Source organism: Marinibaculum pumilum (assembly GCF_042646425.1).
Lineage (GTDB): Bacteria > Pseudomonadota > Alphaproteobacteria > Ferrovibrionales > Ferrovibrionaceae > Marinibaculum > Marinibaculum pumilum.
Window position 1 is genome coordinate 88,958 of sequence record NZ_JBHRTR010000036.1, and the last position, 23,192, is coordinate 112,149.

Below are 23,192 nucleotides of genomic sequence, written 5' to 3' on the forward strand. Positions count from 1 at the left end.
GCGACTGCGGTCGGCGCGGGCGTCCGCGGCGCGCCGGCGGTCGATGTGGCGGCCGATGCGCCGCCGCCGGCGCCCTGCAGGCCGCGCAGCACCTCTTCCGGCGGCGGCAGGTCGGCGGCATAGGCCATCCGGATCAGCGACATTTCCAGCGCCTGCATCGGCTGCGGCGCCATCCGAACCTCGGTCAGTCCCTTCATCAGCATCTGCCAGGCGCGGGACAGGCCGGTCATCGGCAGCGCCTCGGCCAGGCTGCGGCCGCGGCTGCGCTCTTCTTCCGGCAGGCCGGGATCGTCGGCCACCGCGGGCGTCACCTTCACCCGGGTCACCCAGTGGGTGACGTCCAGCAGGTCCTGCGCGATCACCACCGGGTCGGCGCCGCGGTCGTAGAGCCGCATCGCGGTGTCCAGCGCCTCGCCGATGCGGCCATGCATCAGCTGCTCGAACAGCGCGAAGATCTCGCCGCGATCGGCCAGCCCCAGCATGTCGCGCACCGCATCGGCACCGACGGTCCCGCTACCATGGGCGATCGCCTGGTCCATCAGGCTCAGGCCGTCGCGCACGCTGCCTTCGGCGGCGCGGGCGATCAGCTGCAGCGCGGTCTCGTCGACCTCCGCCCCTTCCTGCCCGGCGATGCCGGCCAGATGCGCGCTGAGGGTCGCGACATCGACCCGCCGCAGGTCGAAGCGCTGGCAGCGCGAAAGCACGGTGACCGGCACCCGCCGGATCTCCGTCGTGGCGAAGATGAACTTCACGAAGGGCGGCGGCTCCTCCAGGGTCTTCAGCAGCCCGTTGAAGGCCGCCGTGGAGAGCATGTGCACCTCGTCGATGATGTAGATCTTGTAGCGGCCCAGGACCGGCCCGTAGCGCACCGCCTCGATGATCTCGCGGATATCGCCGATGCCGGTGCGGCTGGCGGCGTCCATCTCCAGCACGTCGGGATGGCGCTCCTCGGCGATCGCCAGGCAATTGTCGCAGGCGCCGCAGGGCGACGGCGTCTCCCGCCCCTGCCCGTCCGGCCCGCTGCAGTTCAGGCCGCGGGCGATCAGCCGGGCGGTGGTGGTCTTGCCCACCCCGCGCACGCCGGTGAGGATGAAGGCCTGCGCGATCCGGCCCGCCTCGATCGCGTTGGTCAGGGTGCGCACCAGCGCTTCCTGGCCGATCAGCGCGTCGAACGTGGTCGGACGATACTTGCGGGCGAGAACTCGATAGGGATCCGGACCGCTCATCCACCCTGTTCCGTCGCCGCCGCGGCAATCGGGCGGCTTTTCCACTGCGGGGGGTCCATCGGCACGGCCGCCAGGGGCCACCCCCAGGGACCGACCCGGGGGGCCGCGGTCGTACAATACCGGGCGGAAGACTGGCAGCGACCCGGACCGAAACTCGTTACGGCTGCTTCCTTCCGGACCTGACCGGGTTGGCGAGGAGCCCGTCCACCGCCAGCCTTCCTGACCGGACTATATCAGATCACCGCCCCCGCGATGCAATGCCCCTTTCGCCGCGGCCGGACGGGTGGCGGGTGGAGGGGTCAGGCTTCCAGGGTGGGGCTGCGCCGCGCCACCTCCATCACCCATTCGCGAAAGCGGACGATCTTCGGGATCTCCGATTCTTCTTCCGGTGCGCAGACGTAGAAGCCGGCATTGGCGGGCGAGGCCAGGGCGAAAGGCCGCACCAGGCGCCCCGCCTGCAGGTCGCGCTCCACGGTGCGGGCCCGCCCGATCGCAACCCCCATGCCGTCCATCGCCGCCTCCAGGGCGGTCAGCTGCAGGTCGAAGGTGATGTTGCGCTTCCCCTCCAGGTCGGGGAAGCCGGCCGCGGTCAGCCATTGCCGCCAGGATTCCGGGTTCGGGCTGACATGCAGCAGGGTGTGGTTGGCCAGGTCCGCGGGACTGTCGAGCGCGCCGACCGTCTCCGCATAGCTCGGCGCGCAGACCGGGAACAGCTCGTCGTTCATCAGGTAGTCGGCGCGCAGGCCGGGCCATTGCCCATGCCCCCAGCGGATCGCCAGGTCGACATCGTCGCGCCGCAGGTCGACCAGCTGCGGCGAGGTGGTCAGGCGCACCTCGATGTCCGGATGGCGGGTCTGGAATTCCATCAGCCGCGGCACCAGCCATTTCGCCGCCAGGGTCGGCAGGGTGGATACCGTCAGCACGCCTTCGTCGCGGGCCGCCGTCACCCGCGCGGTGGCCCGCCGCAGATCCTCGAACGCGCCGCTGACCGCCGGCAGGTAGGCGGCACCGGCCTGGGTCAGCGCCAGTGCCCGGTGGCGGCGCACGAACAGCTTCAGGCCCAGCTGGTCCTCCAGCCGGCGGATCTGGTGGCTGATCGCGGTCTGGGTGACGTTCAGCTCCTCCGCCGCGCGGGTGAAGCTGAGGTGGCGGGCCGCCGCCTCGAAGGCGCGCAGACCGGTCAGCGAGGGCAGGCGGACGCTCATGGACGGCTCCTGGCAGGGCACGGCCCTGCCCCATAAGTCGAATGATTTCTGTTCATGTCAAAGGTGAGAACTTGTCCTTTGTCGCGCCGCACAAACAGACCCATCTGTGCGGTGTAACGCAAACGACGGAGGGTGAAATGGCTTCCACCACCTTCAACGGACTGAATTCATCTCATGTTTCGACCGGTTCCGCCAGCGCCCCCGGCAGGATCGCCGCACCGCTTGCCGCCGGTCACTGGTACGACCTGGACAGGATCGGCCGCCAGATGCGGATCTGGCGCAATCGCAGCCGCGAGCGGGCGGAACTGGCGCATATGTCGGACCTCGACCTGGCCGATATCGGCGTGTCCCGCGCCGATGCCGAGGCCGAGGCCGGCAAGCCGTTCTGGCAGGTCTGACCGGCCGGCCGGCCTGTCCCGTGCGGTCCTTTCCGGGTGCCCCCTGCCCGGATCCTGCGGCGCCGATGTTCCATCCTGACGGACGTCGGCGCCGCGCTTTCTTTCGCGGCACCGGGCCCGCCACCGGGGCCGGCGGACCGCTTGTCGGGGATCGGGGGCTGTGCCATCTTCCCCGCCTCATGCACCCGCCGATCTGCTTCACCTCCAATCCGCTCGACCGCCAGTCCGCCCACCGGGGCAATGACGATTGGCGCCTGGAGCGCCTGCGCGACCCCGACAGCCGCTTCCTGCTGGTCAGCGGCGACCTGAAGGCCTTCGTCGACCCGCGGCGGCCGGACGGCCCGCGGATCGCCTGGGTCAGCAATGCACAGATCCTGGACCTGCTGGTTCCGCAGCGGGGCGATCCGGCACCCTGCATCTTCCTGGGCGAGGCGGAGGGGCTGGCGCATTTCGCCATCGACGCCGCCGGGCTGGACCGGGCCGACCCGTCCTGGGGCGGCAAGTTCATCGACGTGCGCAGCATCGCCGGCGCCCTGCCGGTGGAAGAATCCGGTATCCTGGCGCAGGCGCGCTCGATCGTGGACTGGCATCGCCGGCACGGCCATTGCGCGGTCTGCGGCGCACCGACGGAGGTCGCCGACGGCGGCTATAAGCGCGCATGCAGCGACAGCGCCTGTGCTGCCGAGCATTTCCCGCGCACCGACCCGGTCGTCATCATGCTGGTGATCCGCGACGGACGCTGCCTGCTGGGCCGGCAGCCGCGCTTTCCGAAAGGCGTGTTCTCCGCCCTGGCGGGGTTCGTGGAGCCGGGCGAATCGATCGAGGACGCGGTCCGCCGCGAGATCGACGAGGAAGCCGGCATTGCCGTGGGCAAGGTGCGCTACATCGCCTCGCAGCCCTGGCCCTACCCGTCCTCCCTGATGATCGGCTGTGTCGGCGAAGGCATTTCCGAAGAGATCGAGGTCGACGGCGAGGAACTGGACGAGGCCCGCTGGTTCAGCCGCGACGAGGTGGCGGCGATGATCGCCGCCAGCGAGGACATGCAGGCGCCGCTGCGGATGCCGCCGGCCCTCAGCCTGGCCCATCAGCTGGCGCGGCGCTGGCTGGACGGCGACGCGGACCTGTAGGCCCGCCGACCGCCCCCTGGCCGCGGCGGGTCACGACTGCGCGGCCGGCAGCTCTCCCAGGATCGTCATCGCCTCCAGCCGGTTGCCGTCCGGATCGCGGACGAAGGCGGCAAAGACCCGCACCCGGCTGTAGGCCCGCTCCCCCGGGGCGCCATCGTCGCTGCCGCCGCCCTTCAGTGCACCGGCGTGGAAGGCCGACACCACCTCCGGGCTCGCTGCCCGCAGCGCCAGGTGGCAGCCGGTATCGGTGGCGACGGCCGCCATGCCGGGCCGCGCATGGATCCAGAGTTCCGGAAAGCGCCTGCCGTAGCCGATGCTGCCGGCGCGTTCGACCAGCCGGGCATAGCCCAGCGGACGCAGCGCGGCATCGTAGAAGCCGGCGGCGGTCGCCAGGTCGCGGACCCCGAGCGAGACATGGTCGATCGCCATGGCGGGCCCGGCCTGTCCCTCAGTGACCGCCGCGATAGTCGGAGGCGGGATAGCAGCCCAGTACCCGGAACACGGTGGAGAAGTATTTCAGCTCGTCGAAGGCGCGCTCCACTGCCGGGTCGGCGACATGGCCCTCGATCTCCGCATAGAACTGAGCGACGGTGAAGAAGCTGTCGGTCATGTAACTTTCCAGCTTCACCACGTTGATGCCGTTGGTGGCGAAGCCGCCCAACGCCTTGTAGAGCGCTGCCGGCACGCTGCGCACCTGGAAGATGATCGAGGTCAGCGCGCGCACCTCGCTGCGCGGGTCCGGGTCGGCCCGGTTGCGTGCCATCACGATGAAGCGGGTGGTGTTGCCCAGCCGGTCCTCGATATGGCTGCGCAGCACCTCCAGCCCGTAGATCTCCGCCGCCAGGGTGGAGGCGATCGCCGCCTCGGCCGGGTCGCCGCGCTCCGCCACCTCGCGCGCGGCGCCGGCGGTGTCGGCCCGGGGCACGGCTTCCAGCCCCAGGTCCCGGGTCATGCCGCGGCACTGGCTCAGCGCCTGCTCGTGGCTCAGAACCCGCTTCACGCCTTCCAGGGTCGCGCCCTTCGGCGCCAGCAGCTGGTGGCGGACGCGGTGGAAATGCTCCCCCACCACGTAGAGATGGGAATCGGGCAGCAGGTGGTGGATGTCCGCCACCCGTCCCGCCAGCGAATTCTCGATCGGGATCATGCCCAGATTGGCATGGCCTTCCTTCACCGCGGCGAAGGCATCCTCGAAGGTGGCGCAGGGATAGGCATCGAGCGCCGGAAACTTCTCCCGGCATGCGAGGTGGGAATAGGCCCCGGGCATGCCCTGGAAGGCGATCCGGGTCTCCGGCGTGCCGGGCGCCGCGGCGGCGCGTGTCTTCGGGTCTGCGATGCTGGCGTTCATGACAGTTCTGCTGGCGAATGGAAGCGACGCGGCCGACGACAGGCGTCCCCGCGGCACATCAGCTATTCAGGGTTGTGCGGAAAACAGCGCCCGCATCCGGGCGAGGTCGTCCGGAGTATCGACCCCGGCCGGAACAGCGTCAATGCAGGCGATGCCGATGGACAGACCGTTCTCCAGCGCGCGCAGCTGCTCCAGCTTCTCCCGCCTCTCCAGCGGCGAGGGCGGCAGCCGCACGAAGCGTTCCAGCGCATCGCGCCGGTAGGCATAGATGCCGACATGGTGCCAGACCGGGCCCTCGCCCCAGGGCGCCGTGGACCGGGTGAAATAGAGCGCCCGCCCCAGGCGCCCGGCGCCTCCGTCCAGCCCCCGCGGCAGGGCGGGGATCGCCTTCACCACGTTGGGATCGGCCCGCTCGCGATCGTCCATGGTCGGCACGGCCAGGGTGGCGATGTCGGTATCCAGCACCCGCAGCGGCTCCAGCACCGCGGCGATGCTGGCCGGCGGGATCGCCGGCAGGTCGCCCTGCAGGTTGATCACCGTGCCGTGGCGGCCCTCCGGATCGACCTGCCGCATCGCGGCGTGGATGCGGTCGGTGCCGCTGGGCAGATCCGGGTCGGTCATCACCGCCTCGCCGCCCGCCTTGGCGACGGCCTCGGCGATCGCGGCATCGCCGGCCGCCACCACCACCCGCCCCAGGGCGGCCTCGGTCGCGCGGCGCCAGACCTGCACGATCATCGGCGCATCGCCGATCATGGCGAGCGGCTTGTCGGGCAGCCGGGTGGCCGCCAGCCTTGCGGGAATCACGATCAGGGTGGGCTGGGACATCGTCGCAAACCTCATTGCGTCAATTGGTCACATGACCGGGGCCGGTGCACAGGCTACTCCTCATGCCTCAGGCATAGCGGACTTCCGCCGTCCCGCCGACCGCAATTTCCACCCTTTCGCGGTCGCCTCGGAACGGCCGCTTCCCGGCCTGCCGAGACCAGCCCCGCGCCCGGCCCGCCCCGGCGCCCCGTTCCCACTGCGTCGCTTTGCGGAAAGCGGCAATTCGATGTAGAGAAACCGCCATGGATACGTTCGAATTCAACAAGATTGCCGGCGCGATTCTGTTCGTGCTGCTGATCATTGTGGGCATTGGGACGGTCGGGGATATCCTGGTCAGCCCGAAGCAGCTTTATGAGCCCGTCTATCACGTCGACGTGCCCGACGCGGAAGGGGCTGCGGCGACCGCTGCCGCGCCCGCGGAGGTCGAGGTCGCGCCGATCGCCGTGCGGCTGGCCAGCGCCGATGTCGAGGACGGCATGAAGGAGGCACGGAAGTGCGCCGCCTGCCACACCTTCGAGCAGGGCGGCGCCAACAAGGTCGGCCCGAACCTGTGGGACGTCGTCGGTCATGAGACCGCCCACCTGGACAACTTCTCCTACTCCGATTCCCTCGCCAGCCTGGGCGCGACCTGGTCGTTCGAGGCGCTGGACGAATTCCTCGCCGACCCGAAGGCCTATGTCCCGGGCACCAAGATGGCCTTTGCCGGCGTGAAGAACCCGGACCGCCGCGCCGACCTGATCGCCTATATGCGCTCGCTGTCGGAAAGCCCGGTGCCGCTGCCGGAGCCGGCGCCCGCCGCCGCAGAGCCTGCCGCCGCAGAGCCTGCCTCGGGGGACGGCGCGGCGCAGCCGGCGACCGAGGACAAGGCGATGCCGGCCACGGACGGCACCGACCCGACACCACCGGTCGAGCAGGAGCCCGCGAAGGACTGATCCGGCCCGGCGCCGTGCCGGCGGCCGTCCGGCCGCCCGGCCGGTGCCGCGCCGCCGGCGCATCACCCGCCGCCTTCTGGACCGCGGCATGGATCGGGGACGGCAGATGAGCAACGGCGATTCCGGGGCGCCGGCCCTTTCCGCAACGGAACTGGGTGAACTGGCGGCCTTCGCCGGACGCCTGGCGGACGAGGCGGGTGCCGCCGTCCGACCGCATTTCCGGCGCCTGCACCATGTCGAGCGCAAGGAGGATGCCTCGCCCGTCACGGTCGCCGACCGGGCGGCCGAAGAGGCGATGCGCCGGCTGATCCTGGACAGCTATCCCGACCACGGCGTGTTCGGCGAGGAATTCGGCGTCAGCAACCCGGATGCGGCCCGGCTCTGGATCCTGGATCCGATCGACGGCACCAAGTCCTTCGTCGCCGGCCTGCCGATCTTCGCGACCATGATCGCGCTGACCGACGATGCCGGTTTCGCCCTCGGCGTGATCGACCAGCCGATCGTCGGCGACCGCTGGGTCGGCGTCCGCGGCGTCGGCACCGCGCAGAACGGCGCGCCCGTGCGCTGCCGCTCCGGGGTCGCGCTGCAAGACGCCGTGCTGGCCACCACCACCTACGAGTTCCTGACCGCGACGCAGCGCCAGACGGTGGACCGCCTGTTCGGCGATGTGCGGCTGATCCGGCTGTGCGGCGACGCCTATATCTACGCCCTGCTTTCCTCCGGCCAGATCGACATCGTCTTCGATACCGAGGTCCAGCCCTACGATTTCGCGGCGCTGGTCACCATCGTGGAGGGCGCCGGCGGCGTGATCACCGACTGGAGCGGCGCGCCCCTGCCGGTGGACCGGCCGAGCCGGGTGCTGGCCTGCGGCGACCCGGCCCTGCATCGCGCCGTGCTGGGCTATCTGGCCGGCCTCTGAGCCTCGCCCGGCGCCTGCTGCTGAAGCAGGCGTGAACGGCCGCCGGCGTCCCGGCCCCCGGCCACGGGTTCGCAGCCGGACCTATCTGTCCTACATAGCTGTCATATCGGCCGCGCGGACGGATCCCCGGATCCGGACATGCCGCGCGGCCAAGACAGTTCGAGACCCAAGACAGCTCGACACCCAAGACAGCTCGACACCCAAGACAGCTCGACACCTAAGACAGCTCGACACAGGGGCCTGAAGATGGGACTTCCGACGCGACGCACCGCCCTGACCGCTCCCCTGGCCGCCGCCCTGGCTGCGGCCCTCGCCCTGACCGGGCTGGCCCTGCCGGGGTCCGGCGGCTCCGCGGCCGCACAGGAAAACGCTGCGGCGAAGCCACAGCACGCGCTGTCATTGATCGGGGCGCCGAAATACGGCCCCGACTTCACCCGGCTCGACTATGTCAATCCGGAAGCGCCGAAGGGCGGACGCCTGCGGCTGCATTCGATCGGCGGCTTCGACAGCCTGCATCCGCTGCTGCCGCGCGGCGAGCCGGCGCCCGGGCTGGGCCTGGTCTACGAGACGCTGATGTCCTCCCCGCTGGACGATGTCTCGGCCGAATACGGCCTGCTGGCCGAAAGCGTCGAGGTGCCCGAGGACCTGTCCCATGCCACCTTCACCCTGCGGGAGGCGGCGAAGTGGCATGACGGCACACCGGTGACCGCCGACGACGTCGTCTTCACCTTCGACAAGATCAAGACCGAGGGCGATCCGCAGCTGCGCTTCTACTACGCCAATGTCGACAGGGCGGAGAAGCTCGGCCCCCGCAAGGTGAAGTTCCACTTCTCGGGGCCGAAGAACCGCGAACTGCCGCAGATCATGGGCCAGCTGCCCGTGCTGCAGAAGGCCTGGTGGGAGCAGGACGACCGGTTCGGCCGCACCACGCTGACGCCCTGGCCGAGTTCCGGCCCCTACCGCATCAAGTCGGTCGACGCCAACCGCTCCATCACTTTCGAGCGCGTCCCCGACTATTGGGGCGCCGACCTGCCGCTGAATGTCGGCCGCAACAATTTCGACGAAGTGGTCTACGACATGTACCGCGACGCCACCGTCGCGCTGGAGGCATTCAAGAGCTTCCGCTACGACTGGCGGACCGAGACCACCGCCCGGGTCTGGGCGCAGGATTACGACTTCCCGGCGCGCGCCCGCGGCGACGTGGTGCTCGACACCGTGGAGACCGCCCGCCCGACCGGCCTGGTCGGCTTCATCTTCAACCTGCGCAAGCCGAAGTTCCAGGATCCCCGCGTGCGCGAGGCGATCGCCCGGGTCTTCGACTTCGAATGGATGAACAAGAACTATTTCTTCGGCCAGTACGCCCGGACCGACAGCTATTTCGAGAACTCCGAGCTCGCCGCGCAGGGCGAACCGACGGGCGAGGAACTGGCGTTCCTGGAGCCGCTGCGCGGGCAGATTCCCGAAGAGGTCTTCGGGCCCGCCTACACGGCACCGGAATCGGACGGGTCGGGGCGCGACAGGCGGCAGCTGCGTCAGGCGATCAAGCTGCTCCAGGAGGCCGGCTGGACGATCCAGGACGGCAAGCTGACCGGCCCCGACGGGGAGGTCATGCGGATCGAGTTCCTGCTGGTGCAGCCCGCCTTCGAGCGCATCGCCGCCGCCTATGCCGACAATCTGCGCCGGCTGGGCATCCAGGTGGACCTGCGCACGGTGGATTCCAGCCAGTACATCAACCGGCTGCGCAGCTTCGACTACGACATGATCTATTCCGGCTGGGGCCAGTCGGAATCGCCGGGCAACGAGCAGCGCAGCTTCTTCTCCGCCGATGCCGCCGACGACCCGTCCAGCCGCAACTATGCCGGCATCACAGACCCGGCGGTCGACAAGCTGATCGACAACGTGATCTTCGCCGAGGATCGCGAGACCCTGATCGCGGCCACCCGGGCGCTCGACCGGGTGCTGAGCTGGAACTGGTACGTGGTGCCCGGCTGGCACCTGCAGGCCGATCGCATCGCCTACTGGAACAAGTTCGGCCGACCGGAGGAAACGCCGGCCTATGGCGTCGACATCCTGGCCTGGTGGCACGACCCGGCGAAGGCGGCGGCCCTGAAGGGCGCCGAGTAGCCGGGACGCGCCACCCGTGGACCGCTCCGCCCTGACGGTCAGCCTCTACGTGCCGGACGTCGCGGCCGCCATGGCGTTCTACACGGGCATCCTGGGCTTCACCCACAGCGGCAGTTGGAACGAGGACGGGCGGCCGATCTGGGCGGAAGTCGCCCGGGACGGACCGAAAGGCACCGCGCGGATCTGGTTCTTCTGCCATGCCGTCGAGGACCGGCCGGGCCCCGCCTTCTCCGGCCTGATCTACCTGTTCGTCGAGGATGTGCGGGCGGAGGCCGAACGGCTGGACGGTCGGGCAAAGGTCCGCTGGGGCCCGGAGGACCAGCCCTACGGGCTGCGGGAACTCGGCGTCGAGGATCCCCACGGCTACCTGCTCTGTTTCGCGCAGGACATCTGAGGAACGGCACCCGGAGTGGAGGAAGGCATGACGAACCGCGTGGCACCGACGAGAACCGCGGCCGCCGGACAGCTGCCGGCGGCGCTGCTCCTGCTGCTTCTCCTCGCTGCGCTTATCCCAGGCCTGGCGGTCGCCGGGACCGTGACACGGCACGGCCTGTCCACCTTCGGCGAGCTGAAATACGGGCCGGATTTCCGCCATTTCGACTATGTGAATCCCGAAGCCCCGAAGGGCGGCGCGATGCGGACCTGGGCGCTGCAATCCTTCGACAATCTCAACCCGCTGATCCTGAAGGGCAATCTGGCGGTGCAGACGGAACTGCACTTCGACAGCCTGATGGCACGCGCCGAGGACGAGCCGGACGCGATGTACGGCCTCATCGCGGAAAGCGTGGAAATGCCGGAGGACCGCGCCTGGGCGGCGTTCAACCTGAACCCGCAGGCGCGCTGGCACGACGGCACCCCGATCACGGCCGAGGACGTGGTCTTCACCTTCGACGCGATCCGGGAAAAGGGCCATCCCAGCCTGCAGCTGCTGTTCGCCGACCTGGAGAGCGTCACGGCGGAGGGGCCGCACCGGGTCCTGTTCCGCTTCAAGCCGACGGAGAGCCGGCGCGACCTGCCGCTGGCCGTGGCCTCCCAGCCGATCATGTCGAAGGCCTGGTTCGAGGGCCGCGATTTCGCCGCCACCACCCTGGAGCCGCCGCTGGGCAGCGGGCCCTACCGCATCGCAGAGGTCGACCAGGGCCGTTCCATCACCTACGAGCGGGTGCCCGACTACTGGGCGAAGGACCTGCCGGTGAATGTCGGCCGGCACAATTTCGATCGCGTGCGGATCGAGTATTTCCGCGACCGCGACATCGCGCAGGAGGCCCTGTTCGCCGGCGCCTTCGACTGGCGGATCGTGAACGTGGCGCGCGACTGGGCGACCGCCTTCGACGGCCGCCCACCGGTGGAGTCGGGCCAGATGAAGCGCCTGGAGCTGCCGGACAACAGCCCTTCCGGCGTGCAGGCGCTGTTCCTGAACACCCGCCGGCCGCAGCTCGCCGACCGCCGCGTGCGCGCGGCGCTGAACCTCGCCTTCGACTTCGAATGGATGAACCAGACCCTGTTCTACGGCATTTACCGGCGCATGGGCTCGATGTTCGAGAATTCCGACCTGCGTCACGACGGCCCGCCCGGACCGGCGGAACTGGCGCTGCTGGAGCCGTGGCGCGGCAAGGTGCCGGACGCGGTCTTCGAGAAGCCGTTCGAGAACCCGGTCCATGGCGATTCGCGCGCCACCCGGAGCAACCTCCGCGAAGCCCAGAAGCTGCTGCAGGAGGCCGGCTGGGAAATCCGCGATGGCAAGCTGGTGGACGGCGCGACCGGGCAGCCCTTCACCCTGGAGTTCCTGCTGTACGAGGGGCTCTACGCCCGTGTCCTGAACCCCTATATCCAGAACCTGAAACGCCTGGGCATCGACGCCTCGATCCGGGTGGTGGACGTGGCCTCCTATGAGAACCGGGTGCGCGAATACGACTACGACGTGATCGTGCGCCGCTTTGCGCAGCCGCTGACCCCAGGCGTGGAGCAGCGCAACATCTGGAGTTCGGTCGCCGCCGACCGGGTGGGCAGCTTCAACTTCTCCGGCATCGCCGACCCGGCGGTCGACGCGCTGGTGGAGGAGATCGTGAAGGCAAAGGACCGCGACAGCCTGCGCGCCGCGGTCAGCGCCCTGGACCGGGTGCTGATGTGGGGCGGGTACGCGGTGCCGCAGTTCTATTCCGGACAGTTCCGGCTGGCCTACTGGGACCGCTTCGGCCGGCCGGAGGTGCAGCCGGAATACGCGCTGGGCCTGATCGATACCTGGTGGATCGATCCGGAGAAGGATGCCAAGCTGAACCTCGACAGGTGAGCCTGCCGTCGATGCACCCGCCCCCGAACGCCCCGCAGCAAGGCCAGATCGCCCGACCGTGACCGCCTATATCATCCGCCGACTGCTGCTGATCATCCCGACCCTGTTCGGGATCATGGTCGTCAACTTCGCGATCATCCAGTTCGCGCCGGGCGGCCCGGTGGAGCAGGTGATCGCGCAGGTCACCGGCACCGCGGTCAGTTCCACCGCCCGGGTCAGCGGCGCCGGCGGATCGGAAACCGGCGGCGGCCAGGGCGCGCGCGACAGCGGCGGCGGCGGCGGCGGCAATGACAGTCGCTATCGCGGCGCGCAGGGCCTGGATCCCGCCTTCATCGCCCAGATCGAGAAGCAGTTCGGCTTCGACAAGCCGGCGCATGAGCGCTTCCTGCTGATGATGGGCAATTTCCTGACTTTCGACTTCGGGGAGAGCTATTTCCGCGACCAGCGGGTGATCGACCTGGTGCTGGAGAAGATGCCCGTCTCCATCTCGCTGGGCGTCTGGTCGACCTTCCTGATCTACCTGATCTCGATCCCGCTGGGCATCTCCAAGGCGGTGCGGGACGGCTCGCCGTTCGACCTCTGGACCTCCGCCGTGGTGATCCTGGGCTATGCGGTGCCCAGCTTCCTGTTCGCGGTGCTGCTGGTGGTGGTGTTCGCCGGCGGCTCCTTCCTGGACTGGTTCCCGCTGCGCGGCCTGGTCTCCGACGACTGGGACAGCCTGCCGCTGGGACAGCAGATCCTGGACTATCTGTGGCACCTGGTGCTGCCGATCACCGCGCTGACCATCGGCGGCTTCGCCGGCCTGACCATGCTGACCAAGAACTCCTTCCTGGAGGAGATCAACAAGCAGTACGTGGTCACCGCCCGGGCCAAGGGGCTGACCGAGCGCCGCGTGCTGTACGGCCATGTCTTCCGCAACGCGATGCTGATCGTGATCGCGGGCTTTCCCGGCGCCTTCATCTCGGTGCTGTTCACCGGCGCGCTGCTGATCGAGGTGATCTTCTCCCTCGACGGGCTGGGCCTGCTGGGTTTCGAATCCGCGATCCGCCGCGACTATCCGGTGATGTTCGCAACCCTCTACTTCTTCACCCTGCTGGGCCTGATCGTGAACCTGATCAGCGACCTCTCCTACACGATCATCGACCCGCGGATCGACTTCGAGCGGCGGGAGGTGTGATGGCGCTGATCACCCTCTCTCCCCTCAACCGGCGGCGGCTGCAGAGCTTCAAGAACAACCGGCGCGGCTACTGGTCGTTCTGGATCTTCATGGTGCTCTTCGTGGTCACCCTGCTGTCGGAGTTCATCGCCAACGACAAGCCGCTGGCGGTCTGGTTCGACGACGGGCTCTACCTGCCGATCTTCGCCAGCTATCCGGAGACCGATTTCGGCGGCGATTTCGAGACCGAGGCGGAGTATCGCGACCCGTTCGTGGCGGAGCTGATCCAGGAAAAGGGCTGGATGCTCTGGCCGCTGGTGGAATTCTCCTACGACACCATCAACCTGGAACTGCCGCAGCCCGCGCCCTCGCCGCCCTCGGCGGTGAACCTGCTGGGCACCGACGACCAGGGCCGCGACGTGGTGGCGCGGCTGCTCTACGGCTTCCGGATCTCGGTGCTGTTCGGCCTGGTGCTGACCATCCTGTCGTCGATCATCGGCATCATCGCCGGCGCGGTGCAGGGCTATTTCGGCGGCCTGACCGACCTGCTGTTCCAGCGCTTCATCGAGATCTGGTCCGGCCTGCCGACCCTGTTCCTGCTGATCATCCTGGCCAGCGTGGTGGAGCCGAACTTCTGGTGGTTGCTGGGCCTGATGCTGCTGTTCTCCTGGATGGCGCTGGTCGGCGTGGTGCGGGCGGAGTTCCTGCGGGCGCGCAACTTCGACTATGTCCGCGCCGCGCGGGCGCTGGGGGCGGGCAATGTCACGGTGATGTTCCGCCATGTCCTGCCCAACGCCATGGTGGCGACCCTGACCTTCCTGCCCTTCATCCTGAACGGCTCGATCACCACGCTGACGGCGCTGGACTTCCTGGGCTTCGGCCTGCCGCCGGGCTCGCCGTCGCTGGGCGAGCTGCTCGCCCAGGGCAAGGCGAACCTGCAGGCGCCCTGGCTGGGCCTGACGGCGTTCCTGGTGATCGCCGTCATGCTGAGCCTGCTGATCTTCATCGGCGAGGCGGTGCGCGACGCCTTCGACCCGCGCAAGACCCTGGCGCCCGGGGCGGTGCCTGCGGAGAGCGCCGCAATGGCGAAGGCCTGAGCCGATGGCGTTCTGCGAGGTGACCGACCTGAGCGTGGCCTTCGGCGAGGGCGCGGCGCCGGCCGTCGACCGTGTCTCCTTCACCGTCGACAAGGGCGAGACCCTGGCGCTGGTCGGCGAGTCCGGCTCCGGCAAGTCGGTCTCCGCGCTGTCGATCCTGCAGCTCCTGCCCTACCCGATCGCCCGCCACCCGTCGGGCTCGATCCGGATCGAGGGGCAGGAGGTGCTGGGGGCGCCGCCGGCCGTGCTGCGGAAGATCCGCGGCAACCGGATCTCGATGGTGTTCCAGGAACCGATGTCGTCCCTGAACCCGCTGCACACGGTCGAGAAGCAGGTCAACGAGGTGCTGCTTCTGCACCGGCGGATGGACCGTGCCACGGCCCGCGCCCGCACCGTGGAACTGCTGCACCTGGTCGGCCTGCCCGACCCGGAGGAACGGCTGAAATCCTATCCGCACCAGCTGTCGGGCGGGCAGCGCCAGCGGGTGATGATCGCCATGGCGCTGGCCAACGAGCCCGACCTGCTGATCGCCGACGAGCCGACCACCGCGCTGGACGTCACCATCCAGGCGCAGATCCTGGAGCTTCTGCAGGACCTGCAGGCGCGGCTGGGCATGGGGTTGCTGCTGATCACCCACGACCTGGGGGTGGTGCGCAAGATGGCGGACCGGGTCTGCGTGATGACGAAGGGGAAGATCGTCGAGGAAGGACCGGTCGCCCGCATCTTCGATGCGCCGGAGCATCCCTATACCCGGGCCTTGCTGGCGGCGGAGCCGAAAGGGGCGCCGACCCCGTTCGCGGCCGACGCGCCGGTCGTGGTGCAGGCCGACGACCTGAAGGTCTGGTTCCCGATCAAGCGCGGCGTGCTGCGCAAGACGGTGGGCCATGTGAAGGCGGTGGACGGCATCTCCCTGACCCTGCGCGAGGGAGAGACCCTGGGCGTCGTCGGCGAGTCCGGCTCCGGCAAGTCGACCCTGGGCTTCGGCCTGCTGCGCCTGCTCTCCTCCACCGGCGGGATCCTCTATCGCGGCCAGGAACTGCAGGGTCGCAGCTGGTCGGCGATGCGGCCGCTGCGGCGGGAGATGCAGATCGTCTTCCAGGACCCCTTTGCCTCGCTCAGCCCGCGCATGTCGGTGTTCCAGATCGTCGAGGAGGGGCTGAAGATCCACGACCTGATGCCTGACGCCGACGAACGGCGCCGGCATATCGCGCAGGTGCTGGAGGAGGTCGGCATCGACCCGGCCACGATGGACCGCTACCCGCACGAATTCTCCGGCGGCCAGCGGCAGCGGATCTCGATCGCCCGGGCGATGGTGCTGCGGCCCCGCTTCCTGGTGCTGGACGAGCCGACCAGCGCACTGGACATGAGCGTGCAGGCGCAGATCGTCGACCTGCTGCGCGACCTGCAGGACCGCTACGACCTGGCCTATCTGTTCATCAGCCACGACCTGAAGGTGGTGCGCACCCTGGCCGACACCGTGATCGTGATGAAGGACGGCAAGGTGGTCGAGCATGGCCCGTCGCAGGCGATCTTCGAGGCCCCGCAGACCGCCTATACCCGGGCGCTGATCTCCGCCGCGTTCGAGCTCACCACCGGCGAGGCCGGCGCGGTCAGCACCTGACCCCCGCCGGCCGTCAGACCCAGCCGTCAGACCCAGGCGTCAGACCCAGCGGATGAACAGCCAGACGGTGCCCGCCTCCGGGCCCGGCCGCATCTCGATCAGTACCTTCCAGGGCCGCCGCAGGGTAAAGACGTAGGAGAAGATCTCGCTGCGCGATCGCCCTTCGCTGACATCGCGGAAGCGGCCGTGGAACGTGTCGGTGAAGGTGCAGGGCGCGATCTCCCGGAAGAAGTTGCGCCCCTTCACCCGTTCGGCGCGCAGCTCCGCGAAGCCGGCCTCCACGGCGTTGTAGCGCAGCACCTTGCCGCTGCCATCGAGCAGAACGGTACCGACCGGCAGTTCGTCCAGCCCCCGCTCCGACATTGCCGGCACCGAATCCGCAAGTGCGACCCCGTCCAGGGCGAAGAAATCCTTCAGTCCGGCGATCGAGGGCTGCGGCCGGGTGCCCTCCGGCGCCTCCACCCGATCCGTCGGCAGGACCAGGTAGACGGTGGTCCCCACGCCGGGCTCGCTGTTGATGAATAGCTCGCCGCCATGCCGTTCGGCGATCGTCCTGGTGATCGGCAGTCCCAGGCCGGCACCGGCCGGCCCGGCCTTGTCAGCGCTTTCGATCCGTCCGAACGGCGCCAGGGCCGTCGGCAGGTCGCGCGCGGCGATGCCGCGGCCGGTATCGGAAACGTAGAAGCAGAGCCGCCCATCCGCCAGCAGGTCGCTACCGACCTGTACCGCGGTAATGTCGGCGCTGAACTTGCGGGCATTGGCGACCAGGTTGACCAGCGCCTGGCGCAGCAGCCGGCGGTCCGCCCGCAGGCGGATCCCGTCGGGCAACCGGTTCGGCAGCATTTCGGCCGCGACCGTTTCCGCCCTGGCCTGCGACAGCCGGGCGGCATCCTCGACGATCTCCGCCGGCACCACCGGTGCCTCGTCCAGCGGCGTGGCGCCGGATTCGATCCGGGCGAGATCCAGGATGTCGTTGATGATCTCCAGCAGATGCCGGCCGGCAAAGGCGATGTCGCCGGAATATTCCCGGTATTTCGGGCTGCCCAGCGCGCCGAACATCTCCGCCTCCAGCATCTCGGCATAGCCGATCACGGCGTTCAGCGGGGTGCGCAGTTCGTGGCTCATATTGGCCATGAACTCCGTCTTCGCCCTGTTCGCGACCTCGGCGCGGTCGCGCGCGGTCTCCAGATCGAACTCCAGTTTGCGCCGGTCGGTAAAGTCCATGCTGGAGCCGATCAGGCGCACCGTCCGCGCGCCGTCGCGAAGCGGCGTCAGGGTCGTCCGGGCATAGAAAAGGCCGCCCGGCAGCTCGATATCCTCGTCATACTCGACGATGCTGCCGGCCGCGATGCAGCGGCGATAGTTCTCCGCCACCTGCTGCGCGTGGCGGGGTGGAAGGATGTCGTCCAGCCGCCGGCCCGCAATCTGTTCGTTCCGCGTCGAGAAGACCCGCTCGTAGGCGCTGTTGATGAATTCCACGACATAGCCATCGTCCCGCACGGCGATGACGAAGACGGCGATGCCGATGGCATCCAACAGCGAACTGACGGTCTCCAGCGGACCCGTGGCCCAGAAATCGGCCTTGCCAGTATCGATCAGATTCTTCACGTGGTAGCTGCTCCAGGACGATCAACAGCGAAGCCCGTGGCCGGGTTCCGCCGGCGCACCGATCAGCCCGTTCGGTCGCGTCCGGACAGACCATAGCAACCGAAGCCGTCCGCGAAGTGGTGTCATTTTACCGTCATCCGGTGGGCCCGCCCGCGATTTCCCTCATTTAGCGCAGGTGAACATGAAGAAAGCCTATCTCGCCGGTCCGGAGGTCTTCCTGGCGGATGCCCTGGACATCGCCCAGGCGAAGCAGGCGCTCTGCAGCGCCTACGGCTTCGAGGGCCTGGCCCCGCTGGATGGCGAGGTGACCACGGCCGGCGGACCGGAAGCGCTGGCCGGGGCGATCTACGACAAGAACGTGGCGATGATCCGCCGCAGCGACCTGGTGATCGCCAACCTGACGCCGTTCCGCGGGCTGGTCATGGACCCCGGCACCGCGTTCGAGATCGGCTTCGCCTGCGCGCTGGGCCTGCCGGTCTTCGGCTATGCCAATACCGATGCCGGCCATTTCCGGCGGGTCGCCGATGCCGGCCCGCTGCGGCCGCGGCCGGGCCGGCCGGAGGTGCAGGAGGATGCGGACGGGCTGGCGGTCGAGGATTTCGGCCTGTTCGAGAACCTGATGATCGACGTGCCGATCCGCCGTCTCGCCGGCACGGTCGACACCGGCGCGGTGCCGCGGGACCGGCTCTATGGCGACCTTTCGGTGTTCGAGCGCTGCCTTGCGCGGGCCGCCCGCACCCTGTCCCGGGGATAGTCACAAAGCGCCCGTCTCATGCTATCACCCAGGCCATGAACCGGAAGGAAAGACGGATGCAGGCGCGTCTGCAGGGCGCCGCCGGAAGGCGGGGGCCCGGCAGGACCGGCGCCGGAAAGACCGGCGGCCTGGCGCTGCGGGCGAAGCCGCCTGCCGGCCTGGCGCCCGAACTGGCGCAGGCCCTGGCGCAGGCCCAGGCCGCCCTGCAGGCGCGACCGAACGACATCCCGACCCTGGTCGCCTATGCCCAGGCCGCCGACCGCGCAGGCCTGCGCGCGCAGGCGGTGGCCGCCTATCGCCGCTGCCTGGAGATCAACCCCCACCTGCACGCGATCCGCCATCTGGCGCATGCCCTTTCGGGCGAGGGCATGCTGCCGCGGGCGCCGGACGACTATCTGCGCTGGGTGTTCGACGAGGCGGCGCCGGTCTTCGAGCGCGAGCTGCGGGCGCTGAAATACCAGGGCCCGGAAATGGCTCTGGCGGCCTTCCATGCGGTGGCCGGCAGCGACGCGCCGCCGCAGCGGATCATCGACCAGGGCTGCGGCACCGGGCTGAATGCCGAGGTGTTCGCGCGCCATATCGGCATGATCGACGGGATCGACGTGGCGGCCCGGATGCTGGACCAGGCCCGCGCCCGGAAGGTCTACGACCGCCTGCTGCTGGGCGAGATCGCGGATGTGCTGAACCGCAGCGACCGGCAGTACAGCCTGGCCTTGTCCACCGACGTGCTGATCTATATCGGCGAGATAGAGCCCTGCTTCACCGCCACCTGGCGGGTGCTCGAACCGGACGGGCTGTTCGTTGTGACAGTCGAGATGAGCGCTGACGAACCCGTCCGCCTGATGCCCTCGGGCCGCTACCGGCAGTCGGATGCGCATATCCGCGAGGTCGCGGCCCGCACCGGCTTCCGGGTGGAGCATGCCGCCTTCGCGCCGCTGCGGATCGAGCGCGGGCAGGAGGAACCGGGCGGCGCCTATGCGCTGCGCAAGGTGGCGGGCGGCGCGCCGGCGGAGCCGAAGGAAGGAGCCGCGTCATGACCCTGGTGCTGATCACCGAAGGCATGGATGCCCAGGACTGGCGGCGTGCCCTGATCCGGGTCGCGCCGGAGATCGACGTGCGGATCTGGCCGGATGTCGGCCGCGGCGAGGGGATCACCTTCGCCGTCGCCTGGAACGCGCCCGAAGGGATCTGGGCGGCTCTGCCCGACCTGCGTGCCGTCTCCTCCGCCGGGGCGGGGGTCGACCGGCTGCTGGCCGATCCGGACCTGCCTGCCGACCTGCCGGTCGTGCGCCTGGTGGACGAGCGGCTGGCCGGCGGCATGGCGGAATATGTCCTGCTGCACGTCCTGCGCATCCACCGCCGCCTAGCGGAACTGCAGGCCGCACAGGCGGAACGCCGCTGGATCGGCTTCGCCACCCCGGACACGCCCGCCACCACGGTCGGCGTGCTGGGCCTGGGTGCGATCGGTTCCGACGTGGCCCTGAAGCTGGCTGCGATCGGCTTCCGCACCATCGGCTGGAGCCGGTCCCACAAGGAACTGCACGGGGTGGAGACCTTTTCCGGCACCGCCGAACTGCGGGAATTCCTGGGCCTCTGCGACTATTGCGTCTGTCTGCTGCCGCTGACCCCGGACACCGCGGGGATCCTGAATGCCGAAACCATGGCGCTGCTGCCCAAGGGTTCGCACCTGATCAATGCCGGCCGCGGCGGCCATGTGGTGGAGGCCGACCTGCTGGCAGCGTTGGACAGCGGCCGCATCGCCAGCGCCACCCTGGACGTCTTCGCCACCGAGCCGCTGCCGCCCGCGCATCCGTTCTGGCGCCATCCGGCGATCACCGTGACGCCGCACAACGCGGCCGACACGGTGCCGCTGAGCGCCGCCAGCCAGATCGCGGAGAACTACACCCGCCTGTCGCAGGGCCGGCCGCTGCTCAACCTGGTGGACCGCGGCCGCGGCTATTGAACCGCCGCCGGCGCCCGCTCAGCGCGCGCCATAGCGCTCTTCCAGCACCCGGAACACCGCCCGCAGGGCCATCGCCTCGCCGCCGACCGGCCGGCCGGGCCGCGCCTTGGCGTTCCAGGCATAGATGTCGAAATGCGCCCAGGATTTCGCCGCGCCGACGAACTCCTTCAGGAACAGGGCGGCGGTGACGGCGCCGGCGAAGCCGCCCTCGCCCGCATTGTTGATGTCGGCGATGGTGCTGTCGATCATCGACCGGTAGGGCGCGTGCAGCGGCAGCCGCCACAGCGGGTCGCCGCAGGCCTGCGACGCGGCCGCCAGGGCGGCGGCAAGTTCGTCGTCGTCGGTGAAGAAGGGCGGCACCTCCGGCCCCAGCGCCACCCGCGCCGCGCCGGTCAGGGTGGCGAAGTCGAGCAGCAGGTCCGGCGCCTCGTCGCCGGCATCGGCCAGCGCATCGGCCAGGATCAGCCGGCCCTCCGCGTCGGTGTTGCCGATCTCCACGCTCAGGCCCCGGCGCGAGGCCAGAACGTCGCCGGGCCGGAAGGCATTGCCGGAAACGGCATTCTCCACGCAGGGCAGCAGCAGGCGCAGGCGGACGTTCAGCCCGGCATCCATCACCAGGCCGGCCAGCGCCAGGGCATGGGCGGCGCCGCCCATATCCTTCTTCATCAGGGCCATGCCGGCGGCGGGCTTCAGGTCCAGCCCGCCGGTGTCGAAAACCACGCCCTTGCCCACGATGCCGAGGCGCGGCGCATCCTCCGGCCCCCAGCGCAGGTCGACCAGCAGCGGCGGGCGGGCGCTGGCCCGGCCGACGGCGTGGATCATCGGGTAGTTCTCCGCCAGCAGGGCATCGCCACGCACCAGGCGGAAACGGGCGCCGTGGCGGGCGGCCATCCCGCGCGCCGCATCGGCGATCTGGTCGGGGCCCATATCCTCCGCCGGCGTCGTGACAAGGCTGCGGACCAGCAGGATCGCCTCTGCCATGCGCCGGACGGACGACCGGTCCGCCGCCGCCGGCCAGGCCAGGCGCACTGCCTGCGCATCCCGCCCCTGGGCCGGCTGCCGTCGGTAGCGATCGAAGCGCCAGCCGCCCAGCACCCAGCCCAGTGCCGCGGCCTGCGCCGTGGCGGCCGCATCGGCCGGCGCCGCGGCATCCACGTTCAGCGCATAGTCGCCCGCCGGCAGCGCCGCACGCAGTGCGGCCAGGTCCCAGACCAGGCCCGGTTCGTCGGCTTCGGCCACCAGCACCACGGCGGCCAGCCCGCCATCGGGGCCAGGGATCAGGGCGTGCCGGCCCGCCTTGCCCTCGAAGCCGGAAGCGGTCAGCCAGGCGGCGGCCCGGCCGCTGCCCTCCGGCGGCGCGTCGCGCCACGCCGCAAATCCGGCAGGCCGCACGAGGTGGATCGGGCAGGCGCCGGGGGCATCGTCGAGCAGGGTGTCCAGCAGGGTCATCATGGCTCCGATGGCTATGCGCCGCGCCGTAGTGCCGCCCCGGGGAGGGGGGAGGGGGCGGGGCGGCTCACGACGGCAGCAGGCCGGCGTCGCGGTAGAACCGCTGCGCGCCGGGATGGAGGGGGATGGCGATGCCGCGCAAGGCGGTGCGCAGCCGGATGAACTGGCCCGAGGCATGCCCCGATGTCAGCAGTCCGCGATTGGCAGGGTTCCACAGCGCCTGGGTCAGCAGGAAGATCTGTTCCTCCGGCGCGCGGGCACTGACCACCCATTGCGCGCCGACCGACAGGGTCCGCAGCGGGTTCTGCCCGGGATAGGTGCCGCCGGGGATCGTGTCGGTGGTGAAGAAGCGGTGCTGCGTCGTCAGGGTGCGGGCCTCCGGCCCGTCGATCGGCAGGAAGCGGATCGCCTGCCGGCCGGCAAGATTCATCACCGTCGGCACCGGGATGCCGGCGATCAGCACCAGCGCGTCGACCCGCTGCTCCGTCAGCAGGCCGGCCAGGTCGCCCTGCGGCACCGCCATGACCTGGTCCGGGGTCGGCCGCAGGCCATAGGCGGCCAGGATCAGTTCCGCGTCGCGGCGGGTGCCCGAGCCCAGCGCTTCCACGGCGATGCGCCGGTCGCGCAGGTCGGCGATGCCTTTCGCCGTGCTGTCGGCACGGACCACGACATGCACGAACTGGGGAAACAGGTTGGCCACCACCCGCAGGTCGGTCAGCGGCGCCCCCTCGAAATCGAAGCCGGAGCCGTGATAGGCGCGGAAGATCACGTCCGCCTGCGCCATGCCGGAATTGAAGCTGCCGGCCACCACCCCCTTAACGTTCACCACCGAGCCGGCGGTGGTCATCGCGGTGGCGACCAGGTTGGGCACGCCGCAGGCGCCGCCCTCGTCGCAGGGCGGGGTCCCCGGCGGGCTGGAGACCGCCGTGGCCAGGGCGACGCCGATCGGGAAGTTGGTGCCGCCGGGCGGGCCGGTGGCGATGGTGAAGAAGATGATATTGGCTTCCGGAGAGAACCGGGTCTGGGCGAAGGCGCGTCCCGCCCCGCCCGGGCCGATCCCCCAGCCGCCTGCACAGACGGCCGCCAGCCCGCCGCAGCCGCGCAGGGCGGCGCGAAGCAGGGTGCGGCGGTCGGTCTCGGACATCGGCGGGCT

General features: G+C 69.8%; 20 protein-coding genes, 1 other RNA gene and 1 pseudogene. 13 read left to right on the forward strand and 9 right to left on the reverse strand.

Features of this window, described 5'->3' with window-relative positions; genetic code table 11:
* The 3 genes from ACFOGJ_RS22865 to ACFOGJ_RS22875 all read right to left on the reverse strand — a co-directional run.
* A partial coding sequence (locus tag ACFOGJ_RS22865; protein ID WP_379904966.1) for a DNA polymerase III subunit gamma/tau occupies nucleotides 1–1,226 on the reverse strand: 1,226 nt, incomplete at its 3' end.
* A 123-nt stretch (nucleotides 1,227–1,349) separates the two neighbouring features.
* Nucleotides 1,350–1,445, reverse strand: an RNA gene (gene ffs / locus ACFOGJ_RS22870) — signal recognition particle sRNA small type.
* 80 nt (nucleotides 1,446–1,525) lie between these two features.
* Nucleotides 1,526–2,431, reverse strand: a complete 906-nt coding sequence (locus tag ACFOGJ_RS22875) for a transcriptional regulator GcvA (RefSeq protein WP_379904968.1) — start codon at nucleotides 2,429–2,431, stop codon at nucleotides 1,526–1,528.
* 137 nt (nucleotides 2,432–2,568) lie between these two features.
* Between ACFOGJ_RS22875 and ACFOGJ_RS22880 the strand changes: the two genes are divergently transcribed.
* Nucleotides 2,569–2,829: a DUF1127 domain-containing protein gene (locus tag ACFOGJ_RS22880; RefSeq protein ID WP_379904970.1), complete on the forward strand. Its 261-nt coding sequence runs from the start codon at nucleotides 2,569–2,571 to the stop codon at nucleotides 2,827–2,829.
* Between the two features lie 179 nt (nucleotides 2,830–3,008).
* Nucleotides 3,009–3,956, forward strand: a complete 948-nt coding sequence (gene nudC, locus ACFOGJ_RS22885) for an NAD(+) diphosphatase (RefSeq protein ID WP_379904972.1) — start codon at nucleotides 3,009–3,011, stop codon at nucleotides 3,954–3,956.
* 30 nt (nucleotides 3,957–3,986) lie between these two features.
* Here the strand turns inward: nudC and ACFOGJ_RS22890 are convergent, their stop codons facing one another.
* From ACFOGJ_RS22890 to ACFOGJ_RS22900, 3 genes are all read right to left on the reverse strand, one after another.
* Nucleotides 3,987–4,385 carry a VOC family protein gene (locus ACFOGJ_RS22890; protein WP_379904974.1) on the reverse strand — a complete coding sequence of 133 codons (399 nt, stop codon included), beginning with the start codon at nucleotides 4,383–4,385 and terminating at the stop codon, nucleotides 3,987–3,989.
* Between the two features lie 19 nt (nucleotides 4,386–4,404).
* A complete protein-coding gene (locus ACFOGJ_RS22895; protein WP_379904976.1) occupies nucleotides 4,405–5,301 on the reverse strand; it encodes a prephenate dehydratase in 897 nt (298 codons plus the stop codon).
* Nucleotides 5,302–5,367: 66 nt separating this feature from the next.
* Entirely contained in the window at nucleotides 5,368–6,126 is a 759-nt protein-coding gene (locus ACFOGJ_RS22900) for a 3-deoxy-manno-octulosonate cytidylyltransferase (protein ID WP_379904977.1), read from the reverse strand.
* A gap of 242 nt (nucleotides 6,127–6,368) precedes the next feature.
* Here ACFOGJ_RS22900 and ACFOGJ_RS22905 point away from each other — a divergent pair, with 242 nt between their 5' ends.
* From ACFOGJ_RS22905 to ACFOGJ_RS22940, 8 genes and pseudogenes are all read left to right on the forward strand, one after another.
* Nucleotides 6,369–7,058 (forward strand): c-type cytochrome, encoded by a 690-nt coding sequence (locus tag ACFOGJ_RS22905; protein WP_379904979.1) that lies wholly within the window; start codon nucleotides 6,369–6,371, stop codon nucleotides 7,056–7,058.
* A gap of 106 nt (nucleotides 7,059–7,164) precedes the next feature.
* The gene (hisN, locus tag ACFOGJ_RS22910; RefSeq protein WP_379904981.1) at nucleotides 7,165–7,977 is read left to right on the forward strand and encodes a histidinol-phosphatase; all 813 of its coding nucleotides are present in this window, start codon (nucleotides 7,165–7,167) and stop codon (nucleotides 7,975–7,977) included.
* Between the two features lie 246 nt (nucleotides 7,978–8,223).
* Nucleotides 8,224–10,101: an extracellular solute-binding protein gene (locus ACFOGJ_RS22915; RefSeq protein ID WP_379904983.1), complete on the forward strand. Its 1,878-nt coding sequence runs from the start codon at nucleotides 8,224–8,226 to the stop codon at nucleotides 10,099–10,101.
* Between the two features lie 16 nt (nucleotides 10,102–10,117).
* Entirely contained in the window at nucleotides 10,118–10,495 is a 378-nt protein-coding gene (locus tag ACFOGJ_RS22920; protein WP_379904985.1) for a VOC family protein, read from the forward strand.
* A 396-nt stretch (nucleotides 10,496–10,891) separates the two neighbouring features.
* Nucleotides 10,892–12,004: pseudogene (locus ACFOGJ_RS22925) on the forward strand (extracellular solute-binding protein); the annotation flags it as partial.
* 445 nt (nucleotides 12,005–12,449) lie between these two features.
* Nucleotides 12,450–13,568, forward strand: coding sequence for a microcin C ABC transporter permease YejB (locus ACFOGJ_RS22930; protein WP_379904987.1), 1,119 nt, complete (start codon nucleotides 12,450–12,452; stop codon nucleotides 13,566–13,568).
* The gene (locus tag ACFOGJ_RS22935; RefSeq protein ID WP_449288602.1) at nucleotides 13,568–14,644 is read left to right on the forward strand and encodes an ABC transporter permease; all 1,077 of its coding nucleotides are present in this window, start codon (nucleotides 13,568–13,570) and stop codon (nucleotides 14,642–14,644) included. Before ACFOGJ_RS22930 ends, ACFOGJ_RS22935 begins: the two co-directional genes overlap by 1 nt.
* A gap of 4 nt (nucleotides 14,645–14,648) precedes the next feature.
* Nucleotides 14,649–16,265, forward strand: a complete 1,617-nt coding sequence (locus ACFOGJ_RS22940; RefSeq protein ID WP_379904989.1) for an ABC transporter ATP-binding protein — start codon at nucleotides 14,649–14,651, stop codon at nucleotides 16,263–16,265.
* A 39-nt stretch (nucleotides 16,266–16,304) separates the two neighbouring features.
* Here ACFOGJ_RS22940 and ACFOGJ_RS22945 read toward each other — a convergent pair whose 3' ends face one another.
* Entirely contained in the window at nucleotides 16,305–17,873 is a 1,569-nt protein-coding gene (locus ACFOGJ_RS22945) for an ATP-binding protein (protein ID WP_379904991.1), read from the reverse strand.
* A gap of 181 nt (nucleotides 17,874–18,054) precedes the next feature.
* Here ACFOGJ_RS22945 and ACFOGJ_RS22950 point away from each other — a divergent pair, with 181 nt between their 5' ends.
* The 3 genes from ACFOGJ_RS22950 to ACFOGJ_RS22960 are packed head-to-tail and all read left to right on the forward strand — an operon-like array spanning nucleotide 18,055 to nucleotide 20,590.
* Entirely contained in the window at nucleotides 18,055–18,627 is a 573-nt protein-coding gene (locus ACFOGJ_RS22950) for a nucleoside 2-deoxyribosyltransferase (protein ID WP_379904993.1), read from the forward strand.
* 56 nt (nucleotides 18,628–18,683) lie between these two features.
* Nucleotides 18,684–19,664 (forward strand): class I SAM-dependent DNA methyltransferase, encoded by a 981-nt coding sequence (locus tag ACFOGJ_RS22955; protein WP_379904995.1) that lies wholly within the window; start codon nucleotides 18,684–18,686, stop codon nucleotides 19,662–19,664.
* Nucleotides 19,661–20,590 (forward strand): 2-hydroxyacid dehydrogenase, encoded by a 930-nt coding sequence (locus ACFOGJ_RS22960; RefSeq protein WP_379904997.1) that lies wholly within the window; start codon nucleotides 19,661–19,663, stop codon nucleotides 20,588–20,590. Before ACFOGJ_RS22955 ends, ACFOGJ_RS22960 begins: the two co-directional genes overlap by 4 nt.
* An 18-nt stretch (nucleotides 20,591–20,608) precedes the next feature.
* On the opposite strand, the gene ACFOGJ_RS22965 is transcribed toward ACFOGJ_RS22960, so the two are convergent.
* Both ACFOGJ_RS22965 and ACFOGJ_RS22970 read right to left on the reverse strand, forming a co-directional pair.
* The gene (locus tag ACFOGJ_RS22965; protein ID WP_379904999.1) at nucleotides 20,609–22,039 is read right to left on the reverse strand and encodes a leucyl aminopeptidase family protein; all 1,431 of its coding nucleotides are present in this window, start codon (nucleotides 22,037–22,039) and stop codon (nucleotides 20,609–20,611) included.
* 67 nt (nucleotides 22,040–22,106) lie between these two features.
* Nucleotides 22,107–23,183 (reverse strand): TAXI family TRAP transporter solute-binding subunit, encoded by a 1,077-nt coding sequence (locus tag ACFOGJ_RS22970; protein WP_379905001.1) that lies wholly within the window; start codon nucleotides 23,181–23,183, stop codon nucleotides 22,107–22,109.
* Nucleotides 23,184–23,192: the final 9 nt, after the last annotated feature.